The sequence below is a fragment of the Arthrobacter sp. P4_F11 genome, assembly GCF_056401395.1.
This window is the reverse complement of record NZ_JBFUJK010000006.1, coordinates 209611-233970: the sequence shown is the minus strand read 5'-3', so window position 1 is coordinate 233970 and position 24360 is coordinate 209611. Positions and strand designations below refer to the sequence as shown.

General features: G+C 69.0%; 20 protein-coding genes. 12 read left to right on the top strand and 8 right to left on the bottom strand.

Annotated elements, in window-relative coordinates:
* On the top strand, positions 1-842 hold an 842-nt coding region (locus tag AC1DRO_RS09280; protein WP_476950606.1), incomplete at its 5' end, for an HNH endonuclease.
* A gap of 118 nt (positions 843-960) precedes the next feature.
* Here AC1DRO_RS09280 and AC1DRO_RS09275 read toward each other — a convergent pair.
* Together AC1DRO_RS09275 and AC1DRO_RS09270 are read right to left on the bottom strand one after the other, a co-directional pair.
* Positions 961-3507 carry an MMPL family transporter gene (locus AC1DRO_RS09275; RefSeq protein WP_476950605.1) on the bottom strand — a complete coding sequence of 849 codons (2547 nt, stop codon included), beginning with the start codon at positions 3505-3507 and terminating at the stop codon, positions 961-963.
* A gap of 1 nt (position 3508) precedes the next feature.
* Complete coding sequence (locus tag AC1DRO_RS09270) at positions 3509-4210, bottom strand: TetR/AcrR family transcriptional regulator (RefSeq protein ID WP_476950604.1); 702 nt, start codon at positions 4208-4210, stop codon at positions 3509-3511.
* A gap of 393 nt (positions 4211-4603) precedes the next feature.
* Here AC1DRO_RS09270 and AC1DRO_RS09265 point away from each other — a divergent pair, with 393 nt between their 5' ends.
* Complete coding sequence (locus tag AC1DRO_RS09265) at positions 4604-5158, top strand: hypothetical protein (RefSeq protein ID WP_476950603.1); 555 nt, start codon at positions 4604-4606, stop codon at positions 5156-5158.
* A gap of 104 nt (positions 5159-5262) precedes the next feature.
* Here AC1DRO_RS09265 and AC1DRO_RS09260 read toward each other — a convergent pair whose 3' ends face one another.
* From AC1DRO_RS09260 to AC1DRO_RS09245, 4 genes are all read right to left on the bottom strand, one after another.
* Positions 5263-6714 carry a dicarboxylate/amino acid:cation symporter gene (locus tag AC1DRO_RS09260; protein WP_476950602.1) on the bottom strand — a complete coding sequence of 484 codons (1452 nt, stop codon included), beginning with the start codon at positions 6712-6714 and terminating at the stop codon, positions 5263-5265.
* A gap of 262 nt (positions 6715-6976) precedes the next feature.
* The gene (locus AC1DRO_RS09255) at positions 6977-8677 is read right to left on the bottom strand and encodes a DUF885 domain-containing protein (RefSeq protein ID WP_476950601.1); all 1701 of its coding nucleotides are present in this window, start codon (positions 8675-8677) and stop codon (positions 6977-6979) included.
* A 120-nt stretch (positions 8678-8797) separates the two neighbouring features.
* Positions 8798-9043, bottom strand: a complete 246-nt coding sequence (locus AC1DRO_RS09250) for an acyl-CoA carboxylase subunit epsilon (RefSeq protein ID WP_476950614.1) — start codon at positions 9041-9043, stop codon at positions 8798-8800.
* A 5-nt stretch (positions 9044-9048) separates the two neighbouring features.
* Complete coding sequence (locus AC1DRO_RS09245; RefSeq protein WP_028278320.1) at positions 9049-10632, bottom strand: acyl-CoA carboxylase subunit beta; 1584 nt, start codon at positions 10630-10632, stop codon at positions 9049-9051.
* Between the two features lie 204 nt (positions 10633-10836).
* Between AC1DRO_RS09245 and AC1DRO_RS09240 the strand changes: the two genes are divergently transcribed.
* From AC1DRO_RS09240 to AC1DRO_RS09195, 10 genes are all read left to right on the top strand, one after another.
* Complete coding sequence (locus AC1DRO_RS09240) at positions 10837-11727, top strand: SDR family oxidoreductase (protein ID WP_476950600.1); 891 nt, start codon at positions 10837-10839, stop codon at positions 11725-11727.
* Between the two features lie 184 nt (positions 11728-11911).
* The gene (locus AC1DRO_RS09235; RefSeq protein ID WP_476950599.1) at positions 11912-12850 is read left to right on the top strand and encodes a biotin--[acetyl-CoA-carboxylase] ligase; all 939 of its coding nucleotides are present in this window, start codon (positions 11912-11914) and stop codon (positions 12848-12850) included.
* On the top strand, positions 12843-13442 hold the full coding sequence (locus tag AC1DRO_RS09230; protein WP_476950598.1) for a PH domain-containing protein: 600 nt from the start codon (positions 12843-12845) through the stop codon (positions 13440-13442). Before AC1DRO_RS09235 ends, AC1DRO_RS09230 begins: the two co-directional genes overlap by 8 nt.
* A complete protein-coding gene (locus AC1DRO_RS09225; RefSeq protein ID WP_476950597.1) occupies positions 13432-14679 on the top strand; it encodes an adenylate/guanylate cyclase domain-containing protein in 1248 nt (415 codons plus the stop codon). The genes AC1DRO_RS09230 and AC1DRO_RS09225 overlap by 11 nt, the downstream gene beginning before the upstream one ends.
* Before the next feature lie 154 nt (positions 14680-14833).
* Positions 14834-15622, top strand: a complete 789-nt coding sequence (locus tag AC1DRO_RS09220; protein WP_476950596.1) for a PP2C family protein-serine/threonine phosphatase — start codon at positions 14834-14836, stop codon at positions 15620-15622.
* Between the two features lie 91 nt (positions 15623-15713).
* Positions 15714-18077, top strand: coding sequence for an NAD-dependent DNA ligase LigA (gene ligA / locus AC1DRO_RS09215; protein WP_476950595.1), 2364 nt, complete (start codon positions 15714-15716; stop codon positions 18075-18077).
* Entirely contained in the window at positions 18074-18910 is an 837-nt protein-coding gene (locus AC1DRO_RS09210; RefSeq protein ID WP_476950594.1) for an inositol monophosphatase family protein, read from the top strand. Before ligA ends, AC1DRO_RS09210 begins: the two co-directional genes overlap by 4 nt.
* 112 nt (positions 18911-19022) lie before the next feature.
* Positions 19023-19526 carry a GNAT family N-acetyltransferase gene (locus tag AC1DRO_RS09205; RefSeq protein WP_476950593.1) on the top strand — a complete coding sequence of 168 codons (504 nt, stop codon included), beginning with the start codon at positions 19023-19025 and terminating at the stop codon, positions 19524-19526.
* Positions 19527-19640: 114 nt separating this feature from the next.
* The gene (locus tag AC1DRO_RS09200; RefSeq protein ID WP_459384247.1) at positions 19641-20024 is read left to right on the top strand and encodes a RidA family protein; all 384 of its coding nucleotides are present in this window, start codon (positions 19641-19643) and stop codon (positions 20022-20024) included.
* A gap of 82 nt (positions 20025-20106) precedes the next feature.
* A complete protein-coding gene (locus AC1DRO_RS09195) occupies positions 20107-21822 on the top strand; it encodes a SulP family inorganic anion transporter (protein ID WP_476950592.1) in 1716 nt (571 codons plus the stop codon).
* Here the strand turns inward: AC1DRO_RS09195 and AC1DRO_RS09190 are convergent.
* Both AC1DRO_RS09190 and AC1DRO_RS09185 read right to left on the bottom strand, forming a co-directional pair.
* Positions 21819-22490 (bottom strand): response regulator, encoded by a 672-nt coding sequence (locus AC1DRO_RS09190; RefSeq protein WP_476950591.1) that lies wholly within the window; start codon positions 22488-22490, stop codon positions 21819-21821. The two genes, AC1DRO_RS09195 and AC1DRO_RS09190, sit on opposite strands and share 4 nt — an antisense overlap.
* Complete coding sequence (locus AC1DRO_RS09185) at positions 22483-24237, bottom strand: sensor histidine kinase (RefSeq protein ID WP_476950590.1); 1755 nt, start codon at positions 24235-24237, stop codon at positions 22483-22485. The genes AC1DRO_RS09190 and AC1DRO_RS09185 overlap by 8 nt, the downstream gene beginning before the upstream one ends.
* Positions 24238-24360 lie beyond the last annotated feature (123 nt).

The following is a 24360-nucleotide window of genomic DNA, read 5'->3' as shown; positions in this document are numbered from 1 at the left end:
CCGAGCGGCACGTCAGCCTGCGCCCGGCCCCCGACACCATGTGCCATCTGACCGCCCTGCTGCCCGTCGCCCAAGGCGTCGCCGTCTACAAGGCGCTGAGCGGGCACGCCGACACCCTCCGCGCCGCCGCGGACCCGAGGGGCCGCGGGCAGCTCATGGCCGATGCCCTGGTCGAACGCACCACCGGAACCCCGGGCGGGATCAGCGGGGTCGAGATCCAGCTCGTCATCACCGACCGCACCCTCTTCCAGGCCGGCGCCGAACCCGCCCGGCTGCCCGGCTACGGCACCGTCCCCGCCGCCTGGGCCCGGGAACGCATCGGCGCCGGGACGAACGCCAAGGACCGGGACTTCAAGACCTGGCTCCGGCGCCTCTACACCCACCCCGGCACCGGCGAGCTCGTGGGGATGGACTCCCGGGCCCGGCTCTTCCCGCCCGGGCACCGCCGCTTCATCCAAACCAGAGACGACACGTGCCGCACCCCCTACTGCGACGCGCCCATCCGCCACCTGGACCACATCATTCCCTGGCACACCGGCGGCCCGACCACCACGGACAACGCCGCCGGACTCTGCGAAGCCTGCAACCACACCAAAGAAACCCCCGGCTGGAAAGCCCGCCCCAGCCCTGAAGCCGCACCCGGATCCGCCTCGAGCATCGGCGCGAGGCACACCATCGAAGTCACCACCCCCACCGGCCACACGTACCGTTCCACGGCGCCGCCCCTGCCCGGATCGCGTGCCGGCGAGGCGAGCGTGGATTCCCGCCGCCGGCGCCGTGATGAGCGCCACCACGCGAAGACGCTCAAGCGTATACGGCCCTCAGGCTCACTGGCGGCTTGAGCGGGGAACGGGCCACAAGCATGCCCGAGCTGCACGCTCGAAAAAGCCGCCCGCCGATCGAAACGATCAGCGGGCGGCTTCAGGGCAACTCGACTTTGGGGCAACTCTTCGGCGGGCTTTAGCGCGCGCCGATCTCCTCCGGCTCGGGCTCGCTGTCGGCCGAGGCTGAGGCCGAAGCCGCGGGCCGGAGCTTGGCGCCCTCGACGTCGACGTCCGGCAGGATCCGGTCCAGCCAGCGGGGCAGCCACCACGCCTTGTCGCCGAGCAGGTACATCACGGCCGGCACGATCGTCATGCGGACCACAAACGCGTCCACCAGGACACCGAAGGCCATCGCGAAGCCCAGCGGCCGGACCATATTCAGGTGGGAGAAGATGAAGCCGGCGAACACGCTGACCATGATGATGGCGGCGGCGGTGACCACGGACGCGGCATGGCTGAAGCCGGTGCGGACCGCATGCCGGGCCGATTCGCCATGCATGAAGGACTCACGCATGCCCGAGGTGATGAACACCTGGTAGTCCATGGCGAGCCCGAACAGGACCCCGATCAGGATGATTGGCAGGAAGCTCAGCACGGCGCCCGGGTTTTCGACGCCGAACACCGTTCCCAGCCAGCCCCACTGGTAGACCGCGACGACGGCTCCGAAGGCGGCCGCGAGCGAGAGCAGGAAACCGCCCGTGGCCAGCAGCGGCACCACGATGGAGCGGAACACGAGCAACAGCAGGATCAGGGACAGCCCGACGACGATGGCCAGGTACGGGGGCAGGGCATCGCCGAGTTTGGCGGAGACGTCGACGTTGCCGGCAGTCTGCCCCGTGAGGCCGATGCTGACCCCGGTGGATTCCTTGATGCGGTCCTTTTCGGCGCGCAGCTCGGAGACCACCTGGACGGTGCTCGCGCTGGCCGGGCCCTCCCGCGGGATGATCTGGAACACCGCGGTGCGGCGGTCCTCGCTCAGTGCCACCGGAATGGCGGCGGTGACGTTGCCAGTGCCGCGGAGGATGTCGGCGACGTCGAGCTGCTTGGCTGTGGCTTCCTCCGCGCTCAGGCCGGCCGGGAAGTCGCCCACCACCACGATCGGGCCTGTCATGCCTTCGCCGAAGCTGCGGCCGGTGACGTCATAGGCCTTGAACGCCTGCGACTCCACGGGCTCGGACCCGCCGTCGGGCAGCGCCAGCCGCAACTGGCTGGCCGGCAGTGCCACGATGCCCAGCAGCAGGACACCGGCCAGCAGTGCCAGGACCGGGTGCCGGGTGACGAGTCCGCCCCAGCCCTGTTTGCTGCGGCGTTCGTCGCGGGCACGGTCCGCGCTCTCGTGGCCGGGGGCGGCATTGTGCTTCTTCGCCTTGGCCCAGACGCGGCGGGAAATGAGTCTGGGCCCGATCAGGGACAGCATGGCAGGGGTGAGGGTCAGGGCGACGACGACGGCGACGGCCACCGTTGCGGCGGCGGACAGGCCCATCACGGCCAGGAAGGGAAGGCCCGGGATCACGAGGGCTGCGAGGGCGATGATGACGGTCAGGCCCGCGAACAGCACCGCGTTGCCGGAGGTACCGGTGGCGAGGGCGACGGATTCCTCGCCGTCCATGCCGGCCAGGAGCTGGCCGCGGTGCCGGTTGACGATAAACAGCGAGTAGTCGATGCCGACGGCGAGGCCCAGCATGAGCGCCAGCATCGGGGAGATGGAACTCATGTCGACGGCGCCGCTGAGGGCGAAGGTGCCGCCGACGCCCACTGCCACACCGACCAGGGCCATCAGCAGGGGGAGCCCGGCGGCGATCAGGGTTCCCAGCATGACGATGAGCACCAGCGCCGCGATGGCGATGCCGAGGATCTCGGAGATGCCGAACAGCTCGGAGACGTCCTCCGTGATTTCCTTGCTGGCCAGGGCGGTCACGCCGGCAGAGGAGACTTCGTGGGCGATGTCCTGGACCTGCTGGCGCACGGCGGGGGCCAGCCCGTTGATCGAGGTCTTGAACTGGACCTGGGCGATTGCCGCGGTGCCGTCCTCGGACACGAACCGCATGCCCTGCGAGGCCTCGAGCTGGCGTTTGGCCAGGGCGAGCTTGGCCGCGCCGGCCTGGAGTTCCTTGGTCCCGGCGTCGAGCTTCTCCTGGCCCGCGGCGAGGGCAGCCTTCTGCTGGCCAAGCTGGGCGTCGATGGCCTCGGCGGACATGCCGGCCGCGGTCATCTGCTGCTCGGCGGCGGACAGCTGGGCCTTGCCGGCGGCCAGCCGGGCGGCCGACGCATCCAGCTGCGCCTGTCCTGCGGATGTCTGCTGCTCGCCGGCGGCAAGGTCCGTGACGGCCTTGTCCAGCTGGGCCTGGGTGGCGAACGGGTCCACGGTGCCCTGAACATCGGGGAGGGCTTTCAGCTTGGTCAGCGCAGCCGAGACCGCGTCCTTGCCGGCCTGCGTGAACTGGCCGTTCTGCGACTCAAAGACGATGCCGGCCGAGCCGCCGGACGACTTGGGCAGCTCCTGCTTGAGCTTGTCCGCCATCTGCTGGGTTTCAGTGCCGGGGATCTGGAAGTTGTTGGACATGGTGCCGTGGAAGGCCGCAGCCGCGCCGCCGACGGCCACCAGGACGGCGAGCCAGAGGGAGATGACGAGCCAGCGGTGGCGGTAGGAGAACTTGCCAAGACGGTAGAGCAACAGGGCCATGTCAGTGCCGATCTGGGGAAGGAGTGGCGGGGGAGTGGGACGCGAATCCGGAGCCGAGGAGGCCCATGGAATCGATCAGGAGCTGGCGCAGGACGGACAGGGACTCGGGGGCCAGGTCGCCGCCGCAGCGGGCGAACCAGACGTCCATGGCGGCTTTTCCGCACGAGATGACGGAGCCGGCGAGGGCGCGGAGGTAGAGCTCGTCGACGTCGCCGGCCGCCGTCAGCGCAAAGCGTTCGCGGGCGGCGTCGATGATCTGTTCGGTGCAGTGGTCCCAGGCTTCCAGCTCGGAGCGGCTGAGCTGGGGGTTGGTCTGGCCCAGGCTGTAGAGCTCGGCCACCGGTGCGACGGTCATGGGATCGGCCAGTTCAACGAGGGCTGCGCGGGCCGATTCCAGGATGGGCTCGCCTGCCGGGCGGAGCCGGAACTGCTGAAGTGCCGTGTCCAGGAAGCCGAACGTCACCGAGGCGAGCGCCGCCTCGGTGCTGCCGAAGTAGTTGAAGAACGTGCGGCGGGAGATCCCGGCGGCGTCGGCGATGTCCTCCACCGTGAAGTTTCCGGGTCCCCGCGTACGGAGCAGGTCCATGGCGGCGTCCGTGATGGCCTGCCGGGTAGCGGCCTTGTTCAGTTCGCGGCGGGAGGGGACACTCGGGTCGCCGGATGCGGCGGCGGGGGCGGCGGAGGGGGAGGGCGATGGGGACACGCGCTTACACTACGTGCATGTTTGCACTCTGGGCAAGTATTTTCCAGGGGTGGTGGGGCTGGCAGGGTCAGCGCTCAAGGCTTGAGCTGGGGTGCCGCGTCGCCGGAATTGGTCAGGGAGCGGACGGTCGGGCCCATGACTTCGCCGAAGTCGGCGCGATCCGGTGGCCCGGGATGTCATTCGAAGTGACGATCAGCATGCCCAGAGCCTATCCACCTTTGCCGCCATTTTGCCCTCTGGGCGTACCTGCCGGATTCACAGGAAAGTGAAAGCTGGGAAACAGCTATCTCTGCAGGGGCAGGTGCAGACTGGAGGTGCTCGTGGAGCAGCCTTCCCCGGACGAACCATCAGCTTCAAGCGCCGTCACCGCGCGGCAGATCCAGGAGACAGCAGATGTCACGCACAACGAAAATCGCACTCGGCCTCGGGGCGGCGGCCGTGGCACTGGGCGCAGGGCTCGGGGTCGCCGGGATGGCCTCCGCCACCACGACGCCGGCGCCCACCCCGACACCCAGCTCGAGTGTTCCCGGGAACAACTTCGCCGACGGCTCCGGCATGCGCGGCGGACACCGCGGCCACGGCCGTGCGGAGTTCGGCGCCCGCGCCAAAGAACTCGCCGCCAAGCTCGGCGTCGACGAGGCGAGGGTCACCGACGCCCTGAAGACTTTCCGCGAAGCCAACAGGCCGGCCACCCCGCCGGCCCCAGGGCAGAAGCCGGACCGCGCCGCAATGGAGAAGGCCCTGGCCGCGTCCCTGGCGAAGTCGCTCGGCATCGATGAAGCCAAGGTCACCGCTGCCCTGGAGGAATTGCGTACCGCGGAACAGGCCAATCACGCCGCGGCACTGAAGCCCCGGCTGGACCAGGCCGTCAAGGACGGCACCCTGACCCAGGCAGAAGCGGACGCAGTTACCAAGGCCGCCGAAAAGGGTGTGATCGGCGGACACTAGGGCCCGTGCGGACTCGGGCCGAGGCCGGTTAAAGCCGAAGCCGGTAAACCAGAGAAGTCCCCGGGGATTCCCGGGGACTTCTCTGGTGAACACTCGTTCTGTTGTTACGCCCTGGCGTCAGCCAGTTCCCGCTCGTCCCGTCCTGCCGCGGGAGTGGTGGCGGAGGGGTCGACGGCGGCGGTGCCATCGACGTCGTCGACGTCGTCGCTAAACGGGTCGCCGTTCCGCGGCGCGTTGTACAGCGTTTCGTCCAGGATGCCCTGGCGTTTGGCCACGATCGCCGGGATCAATGCCTGCCCGGCCACGTTGACGGCGGTGCGTCCCATGTCCAGGATCGGGTCGATGGCCAGCAGCAGGCCGACGCCGGCCAGCGGCAGTCCCAGGGTGGAGAGCGTCAGTGTCAGCATCACGACGGCGCCCGTGGTGCCGGCGGTCGCGGCCGAGCCGAGCACCGACACCAGCGCGATCAGCAGGTACTGGGCGAAGTCGAGCTGGATGCCGAAGAACTGGGCCACGAAAATCGCCGCCACGGCCGGGTAGATCGCCGCGCAGCCGTCCATCTTGGTGGTCGCCCCGAGCGGCACGGCGAAGGAGGCGTAGGCGCGGGGGACACCCAGGCTTCGTTCGGTCACGCGCTGGGTCAGCGGCAGGGTGCCGATCGAGGAGCGGGAGACGAAGGCCAGCTGCACAGCCGGCCACACGCCGGAGTAGTACTGCTTGATGGACAGTCCGTGGCTGCGGATCAGCACGGGGTAGACCACGAACAGCACGAGCGCGAGGCCGATGTAGATCGCTACGGTGAACTTGCCGAGCGAGCCGATGGTGTCCCAGCCGTAGACGGCCACGGCGTTGCCGATCAGGCCGATCGTGCCCAGCGGCGCGATCCGGATGATCCACCAGAGAACCTTCTGGATGACGGCGAGGGCGGAGGCGTTCAGGGCCAGGAACGGTTCGGCCGCCTTGCCCACTTTCAGCGCGGCGATGCCGACGGCGATCGCGATCACCAGGATCTGGAGGACGTTGAAGCTCACGGCGGTGGTGGCGACGCCGTCAGTGACGGTGGTGGTCGCGCCGAGACCCAGGAAGTTCTTCGGGAACAGCCCGGTGAGGAAGGCCCACCAGTCACCGGACTTGCCGGCGTACTTCGCTTCCTGGCTGATGCCGGTTCCGGCGCCGGGCTGCAGCAGCACGCCCAGGCCGATGCCGATCAGCACGGCGATCAGCGAGGTGATCGCGAACCAGAGCAGCGTGTTCCAGGCCAGCCGGGCGGCGTTGGAAACGGCGCGCAGGTTGGAGATTGAGCTGACGACGGCGGTGAAGATCAGGGGGACCACGGCGGTCTGCAGCAGCGAGACGTAGCTCGAGCCGATGGTCTGCAGCGTGGTGCCGAGGGCGTTGGGGGTGGCCTTGGTGCTGCCGGTGTACTTGGCCAGCAGGCCAAGGCCCAGACCGACGATCAGGGCGGCGATGATCTGGAAGCCGAACGAGCCGGCCCATTTGGGCAGCTGGAACCCGGTCTTTCCAGCGGGTGCGGGGGTGCTTGTCTGAGTGGTCACCGGAACACGCTAGGACCGTTGCCAATAGCACGACGAACGGATGTTGAGAAATGTTACGGCGCCACCGGTGGCCCCGCGCCGCGGAATGCCCGGGATTGCCGCGCCGGCAGGGGCTTTTGTGAAGTTATTCCGGCAAGCGGTGTGGCGATTGTCTCGTCGCCGGGCGGCCCGGACCGCCCGGTGAGGCGCGAGATGACGGTTCGCGGCAATGCTCTGGAGAAACACTGCCGCGAACTTCCATCTCAACGGCCTTGGGGGGGGTTTACCCCAGGAGCGCGCGCTTGAGGGTGTCCAGGCCCACCGAGCCGATGTTCAGGGCCTTCGTGTGGAACGCCTTGAGATCGAAGCCGGGGCGGGATTCCAGCTCTTCCCGGATCTGCTCCCAGAGCCGCTGGCCCACCTTGTAGGACGGGGCCTGTCCCGGCCAACCCAGGTAGCGGGTGAACTCGAACTTCAGCTGCCCCTCGCTGATCGGCAGGTTGGCGCGGAGGAAGTCAAAGCCCTTCTCCGAGGTCCAGATGCCGCTGCCCCAGCGCTCGGGGACTGCGAGTTCCAGGTGCACGCCGATGTCGAACACCACGCGGGCCGCACGCATGCGCTGCATGTCCAGCATGCCCATGTGGTCGCCCGGATCATTGAGGTAGCCGAGCTCCTGCATGAGCTTCTCCGCGTAGAGTGCCCAGCCTTCCCCATGGCCCGAGGTCCAGCACACACTGCGGCGCCACTTGTTCAGCAGCTCCCGGCGGTAGGTGGCGGTGGCGACCTGGAGGTGGTGGCCGGGCACGCCCTCGTGGTACACGGTGGTGGTTTCGGCCCAGGTGGTGAAGGTGTCTTCGCCGGCCGGCACGGACCACCACATGCGGCCCGGGCGGCTGAAGTCCTCCGAGGGTCCGGTGTAGTAGATGCCGCCTTCATCGGTGGGCGCGATCCGGCACTCCAGCGTTTTCATGACGTCCGGGATCTCGAAGTGGACGCCGGCGAGCTCCGCGACGGCTTTGTCGGACAGTTCCTGCATCCAGGCCTGGAGGGCGTCGGTGCCCTTGAGCTGGCGGGCGGGATCGTTGTTGAGGATCTCTTTGGCTTCCTCCACCGTGGCGCCGGGCCGGATTTCGCCTGCCACCCGTTCCTGTTCGGCGATGAGGCGGTCGAGTTCCTGGACGCCCCATGCGTAGGTTTCCTCCAGGTCCACGGTGGCGCCGAGGAAGTCCCGGGAGGCCAGGGCGTAGCGGGCGCGGCCCACAGCGTCCTTGGCCGGGGCGACGGGCAGGAGCTCGGACTCGAGGAAACCTGCGAGCCGGGAGTACGCCACCCGGGCAGCTGCCGCGCCGGTATCGAGCCGTGACTGCAGTTCCGTCGGGAGCGGGCCGTCCGCGGTCTTGGCGCCGGCGGCGAGCTTGGCGAAGAAGCCGTCGTCCGCGGCGTGCTTGGTGGCCTGTTCGATCACGATCGAAACCTGGCGGGCCGCGGCCACTTTGCCGTCCTGCATCGCCGAACGCAGCGACTCGATGTAGCCGTCGATTGCGGCGGTGACATTGCGGGCCCGGCCCGCGATGTGCTCCCACTGCCCGGCGGTATCCGTCGGCATGAGGTCAAAGATCGCGCGGATGTCCTGGGACGGGGAGGCGATGTTGTTCAGATCGGCCGTGGCCCAGCCCGATTCGTGGATTTCCAGCTGCAGGCCCAGCCGCTCTCGCATGGCGTCGAGCGTGACGGCGTCGACGTCGTCAGCCGGCTCCAGCCCGTCCAGCGCCGCAAGTGCCTCGCGGGCGGCGGCCGCGAATTCCTCGTGGCCGGCGGGGGAGAAGTCCTGGTACTCCGTCTCGTGCCCGGGCAGGCCGAGTTCGGTGGCGAAGCTCGGGTTAAGCCGGATCAGGGTGTCCGTGTAGGCGTCGGCGACGGCGTCAATGGCCGTCTGCTGGCGCGCGGGGGCAGTGTTGTCTGAGGCGATGATTTCGGTAGTCACCCGACGAGACTAGCCCGGCCGCCGTGGTTATGAAAGAGTCACTGAACTTTTTCGCGCGCAACTTTCCCGGGCAGATTTCGGCTGCGGGCCGGCCCTGCCAGGGCGCTGAACCGGGTCGGCTCAGCCCAGGCTGCGGCGCCAGGCCTGCGGACCGGGACTCGGCGCCAGCCGAAGCTGCTGCCGGCGGACCCAGTGCCGGACGCCGGGGCTTTCCGGTGCCGCCTGCTGGGTCTGCCCCAGGGACAGCACGACGGCGGTCAGCGCCGCCAGCTCTTCCGGCGTCGGCTCGCCCTTGGCGACGGAGAACAGGATCCCGGGCGCGGCGTCGCTGCCCACCGCGTCGGCAGGTTCGTCGGGTTCGGCCATGGGGCTCACAGCGGGATGTTCCCGTGCTTCTTGGCGGGCAGGGCGGCCCGCTTGTCCCGGAGGGCGCGCAGGCCCTTGATGATCTGCATCCGGGTCTCGGACGGTGCGATGACCGCGTCCACATAGCCGAGCTGGGCGGCCTGGTAGGGGTTGAGCAGCTCTTCCTCGTACTGGCGGATCACCTCGGCGCGCTTGGCCTCGACGTCGCCGCCGTCCTCCGCCACCGCGGCGAGTTCGCGGCGGTACAGGATGTTCACGGCACCCTGGGCGCCCATGACGCCGATCTGGGCGGTGGGCCAGGCGAGGTTGAGGTCCGCGCCGAGCTTCTTGGAGCCCATCACGATGTAGGCCCCGCCGTAGGCCTTGCGGGTGATCACGGTCAGCTTGGGCACGGTGGCCTCGGCATACGCGTAGAGCAGCTTGGCGCCGCGGCGGATGATGCCCTGGAACTCCTGGTCCTTGCCCGGCAGGAAGCCCGGCACGTCCACGAGCGTGATGATGGGGATGTTGAAGGCATCGCAGTGCCGGACGAAGCGCGCGGCCTTTTCCGAGGCCGCAATGTCCAGGGTGCCGGCGAACTGCATGGGCTGGTTGGCCACGATGCCCACCGTGTGGCCCTCGACCCGGCCGTAGCCGATGATCACGTTCGGGGCATAGAGGGACTGCATCTCGAGGAAGTGGGCGTCGTCGACAATTTGCTCGATGACTTTGCGCATGTCGTACGGCTGGTTGGCCGAGTCCGGGATCAGCGCGTCCAGGGCGAGGTCGTCGTCGTCGACCTCCAGTTCCTGCTGGTGCTCCAGCACCGGGGCCTCGGCGAGGTTGTTGGAGGGCAGGAAGTCGAGCAGTTCGCGGACGAACTCGACGGCGTCGGCCTCGTCGGAGGCCAGGTAAGTCGACGTGCCGGTGTTGGCGTTGTGCTGCCGGGCGCCGCCGAGGGTTTCCATGTCCACGTCTTCGCCGGTGACGGTCTTGATGACGTCCGGGCCGGTGATGAACATGTGCGAGGTCTTGTCCACCATGACCACATAGTCGGTCAAGGCGGGGGAGTAGGCTGCGCCGCCGGCGGACGGGCCCATGATGAGGGAGATCTGCGGGACGACGCCGGAGGCGTGGACGTTGTTGCGGAAGATGTCCGCGAACATCGCCAGGGAGGCGACACCCTCCTGGATGCGGGCACCGCCGCCGTCGAGGATGCCGACCACGGGGCAGCCGTTGCGCAGCGCGAACTCCTGGACCTTGACGATCTTTTCGCCGTTGACCTGGCTCAGCGAGCCGCCGTAGACGGAGAAATCCTGGCTGTAGACCGCGACCGGGCGGCCGTCCACCGTGCCGTAGCCGGAGACGAGGCCGTCGCCGAGGGGCTTCTTCTTCTCCATGCCGAACGCGGTGGAGCGGTGCACGGCCAGCGCATCGAATTCGACGAAGGAGCCGGCGTCCAGCAACAGGTCGATGCGCTCGCGGGCGGTGTTCTTGCCGCGCGCGTGCTGCTTGGCGATCGCTTCCGGGCCGGAGGGCTGTTCGGCACGGGCCTGGCGGTCGCGGAAATCCGCAATCTTTCCCGCAGTCGTGGTCAGATCGTGGCTCATCAAGTTTCTCCGGCTCTGTCGCAAGGTTGTACGGCGCCCGTTGCGTGGGGTCCTTTGGCTGGAATCCACAAAAGCAGGGCTCTGCTGGCAAGTCTAGTGACGGTATTGGCCGGCGCCGCTGTAGGGAACCTACAATTTTCCCGCCGCGAAGCTCCCTCACCGCTTTGTTACCCGCCAGTAACATTGGTCGGCTAGAGTGTGGGAATGACTTCAAGCAACGATGCTTCGGGCACCGCCGCAGGGCCGTACCAGGCAGCCGGTTCCCTCCAGGGCCGCACTGTCCTCATCTCCGGGGGCAGCCGTGGCATCGGCCTGGCCATCGCGCTCCGCGCGGCCCGGGACGGCGCCAACATTGTCCTGATGGCCAAGACCGGTCAGCCCCACGCCAGGCTGGAGGGCACCGTGTATACCGCCGCCGAACAGATCGAGGCCGCGGGCGGCCAGGCCCTGCCGCTGGTCGGCGACGTGCGCAACGACGCCGACGTCGCCGGTGCAGTCGGCGCCGCCGTGGACCACTTTGGCGGGATCGACGTCGTCATCAACAACGCGTCGGCGATTGACCTCTCCACCACCGACGACGTGGACATGAAGCGCTATGACCTCATGCAGGACATCAACGTGCGCGGGACGTTCCTGCTCTCGAAGATGGCGCTGCCGGCCCTGCGCGCCTCCGGGGCCGGGCACATCCTCACCCTCTCCCCGCCCCTGAACCTGGATCCGAAGTGGGCCGGCCTGCACCTGGCCTACACCATGGCCAAATACGGCATGAGCCTGACTACGCTGGGGCTGGCCGAGGAGCTCAAGGCCGACGGCGTCGCCGTGAACTCACTCTGGCCGTGTACCTTGATCGACACCGCGGCAATCCGCAACATGCCCGGCGGCGACATGATCGTCAAGGGCGCCCGCAGCCCCGAAATCATGGCCGACGCCGCCCACGCCGTGCTGACCGGCGGCAATGCGGTCCCCGCCCACAGCAGCCGGAGCGGCAACTTCTACACCGATGAACAGGTTCTCGCGGCGGCAGGGGTGACGGACTTCAGCCCGTACAGCCTCGGCGCGCCGGAGGCCCAGCTGGTCCCGGACATCTTCCTCTGAACTTGCTGAGTGTTTTGCGGCCGTCTGCCCCGCGGATTTTCCCCTCATTTGGGGGCCGGACGCCGGAATGAGCGGTGTGTCCGGCCGACACGCCGGACATCCCGGCCAGAGGTGGGGAGTTTCGGCGGAGGCATTGAGGCAGACGGCCGGGGCCCCGGTGCGCTTTCCTCGGTAGGATTCAAGGATGGAAGCCGCGCAGGAAACCCCGGACCGTCCGCCCCTGGACCTGAGTGCCCTCAGCGATGAGGCGTTCCTGTCCGCCAACGGAATTCCGCGCCTGACGGTGCTTGAGTCCACCGGCTCCACCAACGCCGACCTCCTCCGCGGGGTGACCGAGGATCCCGGTGCGTGGCCGGACCTGTCAGTGCTGACCGCCGAGTACCAGAGCGACGCGCGCGGCCGGCTCGACCGCCGGTGGGAGGCGCCGGCCCGCAGCTCGGTCTCCGTCTCCCTGGTGCTCCTGCCGGTCAACGGGGCCGGCCGGCCGCTGCCGACCCACAGGTACTCCTGGCTCTCCCTCCTGGCCGCCCTCGCCCTGCGGGAGGCCCTGACGGAAACGGCAGGCCTTCCGGCGGAACTCAAATGGCCCAACGACGTCCTGGTCCGGGGCCGGAAAATCGCCGGCATCCTGGCCCAGCTCGGCCCGCTCGGCGCCGGCGGCGCGCCGCCGGTCATCCTCGGCACCGGCCTGAATGTCACGCTGACGGAGCCCGAACTCCCGGTTCCCACCGCCACCTCCGTGCTGCTGGAGAATCCGGACACGGTGGACCGGACGGAGCTCCTGAAGAGCTACCTGTCCCGCTTCGCCACCCTGTACCGGAGTTTCTGCAACGCCGACGGCGACCCCACCGCCGGCATGGCCGGTGGCCCGTCGCTGCACAAACGCGTGGAGCACCTCCTCTCAACCCTCGGCAAGCAGGTCCGGGCCCAACTCCCGGGCGACCACGAGATCATTGGCCACGCCACGCGCCTGGACGAATACGGCTCACTCCTGGTGGTCGATGCCGCGGGCCATGAACATGTGGTGACCGCCGGCGACGTCGTGCACCTGAGGCCGTGGAATCCGGCACGGACCGGCAGCCAGGGCACCGGCAGCGGCGGAGCAGAAAGCGGCTATGCGTAGAGTGCTCCTGCCGGGAGAGCAAGTGATTGTGGTGACCCGGCCCCAGCCCAGGATGCTCATTGTCCCGGCGCTGATGTTCATTGTTGTTCCGGCCTTGGCCGCGTATGCCTGCGCCTGGGTTGTCAAGGGCGGCCCGGCGCGGCTCGTCCCCCTCGTCCCGAAGGAGTGGACGCCCTGGCTGGTCGCCGTGTGCCTGGCGTTGGCGGCGTGGGTGCTGCTGGGCTATTGCCTCCCGCGGGTCATTGCGTGGCACGTTACCCGCTACATCCTCACCAGCCAGCGCATAGTTGCCCGATACGGCATGTTACGGCGGCGCGATGAACAGGTCCCCCTCGCCGCCGTCCGCCATGTGGCCATTGAGCAATCCTTGTTGCAGCGCCTATTGCACTCCGGGAATATATCCTTGGAGACCGGGTACCCCCTTGGAACGGTGGTCCCCGATGTCCCGGAGGCGGCGACATTCCGTAATTTCCTGCTGGACGCCATCGACGACCTCCCGCAGGGCGAGGCGTCCGGCGCCGATGGCATGACCGACAACCCGGGCGAGGCCTGGCCGTGGGAAACGAGAGAAGGTGGAAGAGATGAACGCTGAGAACGTCCACCAGGACATCGATCTCGCTGCCCCGGATTTGCCCCGGGAGCCCGAGGACGCCGCCGGTTCGGCTGCCGCCGACAGCGACGCCGGGACCGCCTTCGGCAGCGAAGCCGGCGCGCTCACCGAACCCGCTGCCGAACCCGAACTCGAACCCGACGAAGCTGAACCCGTGGCCCCGCCCACCGGCACTATGTCCGCTGAACGGCTCGCCGCCAAGGCCCTGGAAGCGCGGCTGCTGGGCGGCGAACGCAAGCTTCGGCGTCGTGAAGTCGCCGCCGGTGCAGGGCTCTCGCTGCTCTCTGCCCGGAAACTTTGGCGCGCCCTGGGTTTTCCCAACCTCGGGGATGAAGATGTCGCTTTCACCGAGCGTGACCAGGCCGCCCTGTCCACCATCGTGGACCTGGTGCGCGACGGCAAGCTCACCGAGGAAGCCGCAATCTCCATCACCCGGGCCATCGGCCAGATGACCGACCGGATGGTGGTGTGGCAGATCGAGGCCCTCGTGGAGGACATGGTCCAGGAACATGGCGTGACCGACGCCGTCGCCCGCAAGCGTCTCGTCAGCGAGTTGCCGAACCTGATCGACCCCCTCGAGGAGATGCTCGCCTACTCCTGGCGCCGCCAGCTCAACGCCGGTGTGCAGCGCCTGGCCGTCCGGGCCGAAGCCGGGCTGCAGTCCAGCGAAGAGGGCCGCGAAGGCGACGAGGACGATGCGCCCCTGCCGTTGGCCCGGGCGGTTGGCTTCGCCGACCTTGTCTCCTACACCAGCCTGTCCCGCCGGATGAACGAGAAGACGCTGGCCCAGCTGGTGCAGCGCTTCGAGAACAAGTGCGCCGAAATCATCTCGGTCGGCGGCGGCCGGCTGGTCAAGACCGTCGGCGACGAAGTCCTGTACATTGCCGAGACTCCGGCGGCCGGCGCCGAGATTTCCCTGGCCCTGTCCCGCGCCTTCACCGACGACGAGATCCTGCCCCAGGCCCGCGTGGCCATGGTGTGGGGCCGCATCCTCTCCCGCCTCGGCGACATCTACGGACCCACCGTCAACCTCGCCGCCCGCCTGACGGCTCTCGCGGACCCTGGAACCGTACTGGTGGATTCGATGACCGCGGCCGCGCTGGAGCAGGACGAACGCTTCGTCCTGGTGCCCCGGCCGGCCGAGGACGTCCGCGGGTTCGGTGAAATCCACCCGGTGCAGCTGCAGCCCGGCAGCGGCCGGGGCCTGATCCTGGACTGAACGCCGGATCAGCCCGGCGGTAGGCCGTGGCGGGCTTCTCAGCTGAGCGGCGCATATGCAATAGTCGGACCGGCAGTTGCGATCCGGCCGGGTTGCGAACGCCGTCAACCCCCGCGCACCAGTGAAGCCGCGCACCACTGTATTGAGGACCGCCATGAACCCATCGCCAGACGCCCCCATCCCGCCGTCGGACGGAAAACAGGGACCGCTACTGCGCTGCGGGTACGGCACGGACCGGGGACTGCGCCGCGAGGCGAACGAGGACGCCTTCATTGCCGCGGACCCCGTCTTCGCCGTAGCGGATGGCATGGGCGGGCACGAGGCCGGCGAAGTTGCCAGCAGCATCTGCGTGCGCACCCTGGCCGAGCTGCCACAGTCCAAGACCGGCAGCCGGGATGCGACGGCGGACATCCTGCAGGAGTACCTGCTCATGGCCGATGCGGGCATCCGTCACGCCACCGGATCGCGCGCCGGAACCACCCTGTCCGGCGTCGTGGTGGTGGAACAACAGGACGTTCCGTACTGGCTTGTCCTCAACATCGGAGACTCCCGCACGTACCGGTACAGCCATGGCCAGCTCGCCCAGATCAGCGTGGACCATTCCGAAGTCCAGGAACTCCTCGACACCGGCCAGATCACCGAGGCCGAGGCCGCCGTGTACCCCCGCAGGCACGTGGTGACCCGGGCGCTGGGAACCGGGGATGACTCCGAGGCCGACTTCTGGCTGGTTCCCCTTGAAGACGGCGACCGGATGCTGGTCTGCTCCGACGGCCTCAACGGCGAACTCAGCGATGAGAAGATCGCCGGCATCCTCGCGGCCGAGGCCGACCCCCAGGCGGCCGTGGACGAACTGATCCAGGCGGCCTTGCGCAGCGGCGGCCGGGACAACATCACGGCGATCGTGGTCGACGCCCGGACTGCAAACGTCGACGGGCCCGCCTGACCTTGCGGTCAGCATCAGACCAAATTCGGATGCGGGCCCCAGACCGGACCCTGGACCGGACAATGTCGGGGATCTAGGGCAGGATAGGTCTGTGAGCACAGGGAAGACCGCAGCAGAGACCGCAGCAGGGACTGAAGAAGCAGCCGAAGCAGCCCCCGGGCACGTCACGGACCCGCAAGGCCCCGCGGGGGAGCAGGTCCCCTCCGGGGACATCCGCGCGGAGTATGAAGACCTTGTTGAGCAGGTCCGCAAGCACCGCTTTGCCTACTACCAGCAGGACGCGCCGATCATCTCCGACGCCGAGTTCGACGAGCTCTACCGGCGGCTGGAAACGCTCGAAGCCATGCATCCGGAACTGGTGGCCAACGATTCGCCCACGCAGGAAGTCGGCGGCGAGGTGTCAGCGGCGTTTGCCGCCGTGCAGCATTTGCAGCGCATGTACAGCCTGGAGGATGTCTTCTCGCTCGAGGAGCTGGAGGCCTGGATGGTCAAGGCCGAGGCGGGCGTCGCCAAGCTCGGCAACGGCGGGAACCCGCCGTCGTGGCTCACCGAACTGAAGATCGACGGCCTGGCCGTCAACCTGCTCTACCGCGACGGCGCCCTGGTCCGGGCCGCAACCCGCGGGGACGGCACCACCGGCGAGGACATCACGCATAACGTCCTGACCATCAAGGAAATCCCGAAGCAGCTCAGCGGCACCGGCTTCCCGGCGGAGGTGGAAGTCCGCGGCGAAGTCTTCATCCCGTCGCAGGCCTTCGCGGAATTCAACGAAGCCCTGATCGAGGCCGGCAAGGCGCCGCTGGCCAACCCCCGCAACGCCGCCGCAGGTTCGCTGCGGCAGAAGGACCCCGCGGAAACCGCCAAGCGGCCGCTGCGGATGTACGTCCACGGCATCGGCGCCCGCGAGGGTCTCGACACCGCCAGCCAGTCCGAGACCTACCGCAAGCTGGCCGAGTGGGGACTGCCCACGAGCCCGTATTTCGAGGTCCTGGCCGGGCTTTCCGACGTGCTCGAATTCATCAAGCGCTACGGCGACAAGCGGCACAGCCTCACCCACGAGATCGACGGCATTGTGATCAAGGTGGACGACTTCGCCACCCAGCGGGCCCTGGGCTACACCACCCGGGTGCCGCGCTGGGCCGTGGCCTACAAGTACCCGCCCGAAGAGGTCCACACCAAGCTGCTCGACATCGCCGTCAACGTCGGCCGCACCGGCCGGGTCACCCCGTACGGCGTGATGGAACCGGTCAAAGTCGCCGGCTCCACCGTGGAAATGGCCACCCTGCACAACCAGGAAGTGGTCAAGGCCAAGGGCGTGAAGATCGGCGACATTGTGGTGCTGCGCAAGGCCGGAGACGTGATTCCGGAAATTGTGGGCCCGGTGCTGGCGCTGCGGGACCAGCAGGACCCTCCCGTCCGCGACTTCATCATGCCCACCGAATGCCCCGCGTGCGGCACGCCGTTGGCCCCCGGGAAGGAAGGGGACGTGGACATCCGCTGCCCCAACTCCCGGTCCTGCCCGGCGCAGCTGCGCGAACGAGTCTTCCACCTTGCCGGCCGCGGCGCCTTCGACATCGAAGCCCTCGGTTGGGAAGCCGCCATCGCACTGACCCAGCCGGCCGAGCCCGCGGAGCCGCCGCTGACCACCGAGGCGACATTGTTCGACCTCACTCCGGAGCAGCTCGCGGACGTCCGTGTCCGCCGGGAGAAGCGCTCCAAGGGCGTCGGCACCGGGGAATTCGAGCTGGTGCCCTACTTCTTCACCAAGGCCACCACCAAGACCCCGTCCAAGCCCACGGCCACGACGGACAAGCTCTTCCGGGAGCTCGAAAAAGCGAAATCCCAGCCGCTGTGGCGGATCCTGGTGGCCTTGTCCATCCGGCACGTCGGCCCGCGGGCCTCGCGCGCCCTCGCCACCGCGTTCGGCAGCATGGACGCCATCCGGCAGGCCTCCGAGGAGGAGCTCGCCCACGTGGACGGCGTGGGCCCGGTCATCGCCCAGGCGCTGACTGAATGGTTCGCCGAGGACTGGCACCGCGACATCGTGGACCGCTGGGCGGACGCCGGCGTCCGGATGGCGGACGAACGCGACGAGTCGACGCCCAGGACGCTGGAGGGGCTGACTGTGGTGGTGACCGGGAGCCTCGAGGGCTTCAGCCGCGATGAGGCCAAGGAAGCCATCCTGATCCGCGGCGGCAAGGCGGCCGGATCGGTGTCGAAGAACACCAGCTACGTGGTGGCGGGCGAGAACGCCGGCACCAAGCTGGACAAGGCCGAACAGCTCGGCGTCCCGGTCCTGGATGAGGACGGCTTCCGTGCCCTGCTGGCGAACGGGCCGGCCGGCACCGGCGCGGACGGCAGCGCGGACAGTGTGCCGGGCAGCGGCGCGGACGGCGTCCCGGACCCGGCCGACGACGGCGAGGCCCCCGTCGTCGAGGTTGCGGCGGCCGAATGAGTTCCCACTCCGCGGGTCCTCCCGCACCTGGCATTCCGGAGCTGCTCGAACTGGCCAAATCGGCCGCCGCGGCGGGCGCCGCCGTCCTGGCCACCCGGAAGACCGCGGCCCTGGACGTCAGCAACAAGGGCGACTCAGGAGACTGGGTGACCGCCTTCGACCTCGCCGCCGAAGCCGCCGTCCGGGACGTCATCACCGCCGCCCGGCCGTGGGACATCATCACGGGCGAGGAGGGCGGCACCGTCCTGCCGGCAGAGCCCAGCGGCTACCGCTGGTCCATCGACCCGCTCGATGGCACCACCAATTTCATCCGCAACATCGTCTACTACGCCACCTCCGTGGCGGTGGCCGACGCCGACGGCGTCTGGCTGGCCGGCGTCGTCAGCGCACCGGCGCTGGGACGCACCTACTACGCGTCCCGCGGCGAGGGCGCCTGGCTCCAGGAGCAGGGCCACGTGACCGCCCTGTTCGGCCCGGTCCCCGGACGGACCGGCCAGATCCTGGCCACGGGCTTCAGCTACGATCCCGGCGTGCGGGCGGAACAGGCCGCAGGCCTCGGCAGCCTGATGGACGGCTTCGCCGACATGCGCCGGCTCGGGTCCGCGGCACTGGACCTGTGCCTCGTGGCGGACGGCACGCACGACGCCTACGGTGAGCGCGGGCTCAACGAACACGACTTCGCCGCCGGGGCCCTGATCGCCGAGGAGGCAGGCTGTTGGGTGCGCCGGCCGCGGCTCACCAGCCCCCTGGCCGGCGGCCCCTCCGACGACGAGCGCCTCGCCGCATGGACGTGCGCCGGGCCGCTGGAACTCTCCGGCAAGTTCCCGCTCTAACGTCGTCTCACCGGCCAGGCTCTACGCCTGTCAGATGCGCCTGAGTGATAGTTCAGTCACGGAAACGGCCTTTCCGGGCACGGCCCGGGCCGGGCGCCCGTACCATTGACAGGTGCCTTCGCAGATCCTCATTCGCCCCGCCGTTCCGGCCGACTTCGACGCCATAGCGCGCATCACCCGGGACGCCTACCTGGCGGCAGGCTACTTTGAGAGCGCCGACCACCCCTACATGCAGCAGATCCAGAACGTCGGGCAGCGCGCGGCGGCCGCGACGGTTTGGGTCGCCGAGCGTGAGGGCCGGATCCTCGGCTCCGTGACGCTGGCGGTCGCCGGCGAGCCCTACGCGGACATCGCCTTCAGCGACGAGCTCGAGTTCAGGATGCTCGTGGTGGACCCCTCCGTGCAGCGCAGCGGTGCCGGCAAGGCCATGGTCCAGGCCATCATCAAGCACGCCAGGGCCCTGCCCGGCATCCACGCCGTGGCCCTCACCACTGGCGAGAGCTGGGAAAGCGCCCACGGCCTCTACCTGAAGACCGGCTTCGTCCGGGCGCCGGAGCGCGACTGGCTCGTGCCGGGCACGGACATCAAACTGCTCGTTTACCGCCAGGAACTCTAGCCGGGGCGGTGGCCCCGCGCAGGTCCGCCGACACAAAGCAACCCGGTTTGGCGGCCCGGCCATCCGGCGCCCTACAGTTGTGCCGATCCCTGGGGCAACTGCGAAAGGCCCACCATGCGCAAGACCTTCGGTACCGGCTCCACCTGGGAACAGACCCTCGGCTATTCCCGGGCTGTCCAGGTGGACAACACCCTCTACATCTCCGCGACCGCCGCCAGCGGCGAGGACGGAATCGTGGGCGAGGACTTCTACGCCCAGACCAGCTACATCCTGCAGAAGCTCGGCACCGTGCTGGCCGAGGCCGGCTTCGGCTTCGAGGACGTGGTGCAGTCCAAGCTGTACCTGACGGACATCAGCCAGTGGGAAGAGGCCGGCCGGGCCCACGGCGAGGTCTTCGGCGACATCCGCCCCACGCTCTCCCTCGTTCACGTGCTGCCGTTCCTGGATCCCAAGATGCTCGTCGAGATCGAACTCGTCGCCCAGAAGAGCGCCACCTAGGGCCAAACCGACGCTTGCCCGGGGCGTTGCGGGGGCCGGCCGGGCTCTGGCGGAACGTCGGGACTTGGAGTATGAAGGGCGCATGACCAAGGCGCACGGGCAGGGGCCCACCAGGATCCCCCTCATCGGCCAGTTCCGCTCCTATGACCGCTCGTGGCTGCGCGGCGATCTGATTGCCGGGGTCACCGTCGCGGCCCTGATCGTTCCGAAGAACCTCGGGTACGCAGGCATCGCCGGTATCCCGCTGCAGAACGGCCTGTATGCCGCGGCCGCCGGCGCCATCGTCTACGCGATCTTCGGCACCTGCCGGCAGATCTCGATGGGCCCGAGTTCGGGCCTGGCGGCGGTGGCCGCAAGTGCCGTGCTCGCGGCGGGCATCACCGGCGAGCAGGATGTCGCCTCGTTCGTTGCCGGAATTACCCTTGCCTCCGGCATCCTGTTCCTGATTCTTGCCGTCTTCAAGATGGGCTGGATTGCGCAGTTCCTCTCGAAGGCCGTGGTCACCGGCTTCCTTTTCGGCGCGGCGATCGACGTCGTGATCGGCGAGCTCCCCAAACTCACCGGGACCGAGGTCACCGGCTCGAATCCGCTCCAGGAGCTGTGGTCGTGGCTGGGCACCCTGGGCGCGGCACAGCCGACCACCGTGGTGGTGGGGGTCATCGCGCTGGCTGTGGTCTTCGGGCTGAAAGCCATCGCTCCCCAAGTCCCCGGCGCCCTGGTCCTGGTGGTGGGCGGACTGGCGGCGGAGGCGCTCTTCGGTCTCGGGGCCAAAGGCGTGGCCCTGGTGGGCGACGTACCCAGCGGGCTGCCCTCGCTGCAGGTCCCGGACGGCCAACTCATGTGGGACCACGTCGGCACCGTGGCGCTCGCGGCGGTGGCACTGGTCCTGATCGGCTTCTCCCAGACCGCAGGGGATGCCAGGGCGTTCGCTGCCAAACACCGCTACCAGATCGACATCAACCAGGAATCCATAGCCCAGTCAATGGCCAACATCGCCTCGGGTCTGTTCAAGGGGATGCCCGTCTCGACGAGCCTGTCCGCGAGCTCGCTGAACGACCACTCGGGGGCGAAGACCGGACTGGCCTCCCTCACCTCGGGGATCACCGTCCTGCTCACGCTGCTGTTCCTGGCGCCGCTGTTCTCGATCCTGCCCAAGCCCGTGCTGGCGGCGCTGATCATCGAGGCCGTCGTCATGGGCATGATGAACGTGCCCGAGCTGCGGCGGCTGGCCCGCGTGCAGAAGTTCGACTTCTGGATTGCGGTCGCGGCCATCATCGGGACCCTCATCTTCGGCGTGCTGGCGGGCGTCGTCATTGGAATCGGGCTCTCGCTCATCTGGCTCGTCCGGGTGGCGACCCATCCGGAGATGCCCGACCTGGGCCGCGAGCCCGGGACCCAGGTCTTCCGCGACGCCGGTGAGCACCCCGGCGACGAGACCGTTCCCGGCATTGCCGTGATCCGGTTCGACGGCGGCCTGTTCTTCGCCACGGCCGATGCACTGGAGGACCGCCTGCGCGACGTCATCCAGTCGACGCCGGGGCTCACCGGGATCGTGCTCGACTGCGGCGGGATCAACTTCGTCGACTCGCAGGGGGCGGCAAAGGTGGCGGACATCGTCATCCTCGCCCGGGAGGCCGGGGTCAACCTGCGCCTGACCCGGCTGAAGCCCGCGGTCCGGTCGGTCCTGGAGCGGGACGGCGTGATCGAGCGTGTCGGGGCGGACATGATCCACGGCAACATCCACAGGGCCGTGCAGGCGGAGCAGGCGGCGGCACAGAAGGAGCCCGACGGCGCCTAGTGGCCGGCCGGAACGGGGATTCCGTAGCGGTGCTCGGGCCGCCCGGTGGTGCCGTAGCGCAGCTGGATGTCGACGGCGCCGTCGTCCGCCAGCGCGGACAGATACCGCTGGGCGGTGGCCCGGGACACACCGACCCGGGCGGCGACGTCGGCGGCTGAATACTGCTCGCCGGGCACCAGGGATTCCAGCACCGCGGCCTCGGTGGCGGAGCGGGGACGTGCCGAGGCGACGACGTCGCCCGGGATCAGGGCGCGCTTGGCGCGCTCCACCGTCTCCTGGCTGACGGAGCCCGGCTGGGCCAGGATCCGGCGGTAGCGTGCATAGGAGCGCAGCTGCTGCGAAAGGGATTCGGCCGTGAAGGGCTTGAGCAGGTAGCCCAGTGCCCCGCGGCGGAACGCGAGCCGCAGCGAGGCCGTGTCCGAGGCCGCGCTGAGGATCACGGTATCGACGTCCAGCTGGTGCAGCAGGTCCAGGCCCGAAGCGTCCGGCAGGTAGACGTCCAGCAGCACCAGGTCCGGGCGGAGGCTGTGGATGGCCTGCAGTGCCTGGGACGCCGAGCCGGCCGGCGGCAGCGCCAGGAAGCCGGCCACCGAATCCACATAGGCGGCATGCAGCTTGGCGACGTGGAAATCATCGTCGACAATCAGCACCCTGAAATCCTCAGACATCGTTGTCCTCTCGGTTTGCTTCAGTGATTGCAGGTTCGGTATTTCCCGGCAGTGTTGGCCCCGGTTCGGTGGTTCCCGGCAGCGTGGCGACGAAAACGGCGCCCGGGCCGCCGGGGGAGCCGGCTTCGAGCACCCGCAAGTCTCCGCCGCGGCGGCGCGCGAGCTGGCGGGACAGCGCCAGCCCCAGGCCCTGCCCTCCGCCAGGGCGGGCGGGCCGGACCGAGGTCGTGTAGCCTTCCGCGAAGACCCCCTCGGCCTCGGCGGCTGTCATTCCGCCGCCCAGGCCGTCGCCGGAATCGGCCACCACAATGTGGAGTGTGCCGGCGCCTCCGTTGATGCCCGGTTCGTCCAGCACTTCGACTTCCACCCAGCGCTCGGCCGCGGATCCGGCGACGGCGGCGTTCACGGCGTTGTCGATCAGGTTCCCCAGGACGGTGGTGACGTCCTGGGGTTCGGTGACGTGGCCGCGGACCACGGATTCCGGGCCGAGGCGGAGGCTCACGCCGCGCTCGTCCGCCTCGACGCCCTTGGCACCGAGGAAGGCCTGCAGGTAGGGGTCCTGGAGCAGCTCGGCCTGGTCCACCGGGAATGCCAGCGGCCCGGTGCCGGCCAGTTTGGCGAGATAGTCCTGGGCCTGCTGGGGCTCCCCGATGCTCATGAACCCGGCGATCGTGTGCAGCTGGTTGGCAAACTCGTGGCGCTGTGCCCGCAATGCCGCAGACATGGTGCCGACGGCGTCGAGCTGGCGGGTCAGCTGCTGCAGCTCGGTCCGGTCCCGCAACATCACCACCCAGCCCAGGTCCTCCCGGCCGTGCAGGGCCTTGCGGGCGCTCACCACCAGCACCCGGCCGCCGGCCACGAGTTCCACCGCCTCGCCCTCGGCCGCATCGGCCCGGGTCAGGGCCTTGAGCTGCTCCGGGACCGGCGCGGCGGCCCAGGCCGTGCCCGCGAGGTCCGGGACACCGAGCAGCCGCTGCGCGGCGGCGTTGAAAACGCTGACCCTGCCGTCGGCCGAAACGCCGATGACGCCGTCGTCGACGCCCTGCAACACGGCCACCTGGTCGTGCACCAGGGTGCTGATCTCCTCGGGTTCGAGCCCGAGGGTCAGCCGCTGGAGCCGCCGCCGCAGCAGGAAGGAGGCGAGCACGCCGGCCAGCAGCGCGCCGGCGGCCGTGACGGCGATGGGGATGATGTCCCGGGCCAGGCTTTGGCTGATCGTCTCGGTGGAGTAGCCCACGCTCACCTCGCCCACCACCGCCGTCGAATCCGGGGCGTACACCGGGACCTTGGCGCCGGCGGACGGGCCCAGCGTGCCCGTGTTCCGCGTGGTGACCTCCCGGCCCGCGAGGGCGTCCGAGGGGTCGGTACTGACCTTTTCGCCCAGCCGCTCCGCGTCGGGGTGCGCCAGCCGGATGCCGGTCTCGTCCGTAATGACCACGAACAGCGCCCCGGTGCGGGTGCGGGCACCCTCCGCGGCAGCCATCAACGGACCGGCCAACAGCTCGGCGGCCGGGGGAGCGGCGGGAAGGGCGCTGATGGACTGGACCTGAGCCCGCACGGAGGGGTCCGAGGCCACGGTCCGGGCCAGGGTCAGCGCCTGGTTCTCCGCCTCGCGGCCCAGCCGGTCGTAGCTCAGCCAGGCGTGGACGGCGCTGCTCAGCAGCACCACCAGCGCCACGACGCCGAGCTGCAGCAGCAGTGTCTGGGTCGAAAAACGCAGGGCCGGCAGAACTGTGCGGCGCTTCATCGGGCTCCTGCCTGGGGTTGGTACGGACGTGAGCAAAATGCGCAAAATGCATCCAATAAGCAGTATGCCAATCAATTGAGCCAAAGGCCCAGTCGTGACGGGCGCCACTCTAACGTCTGTAGT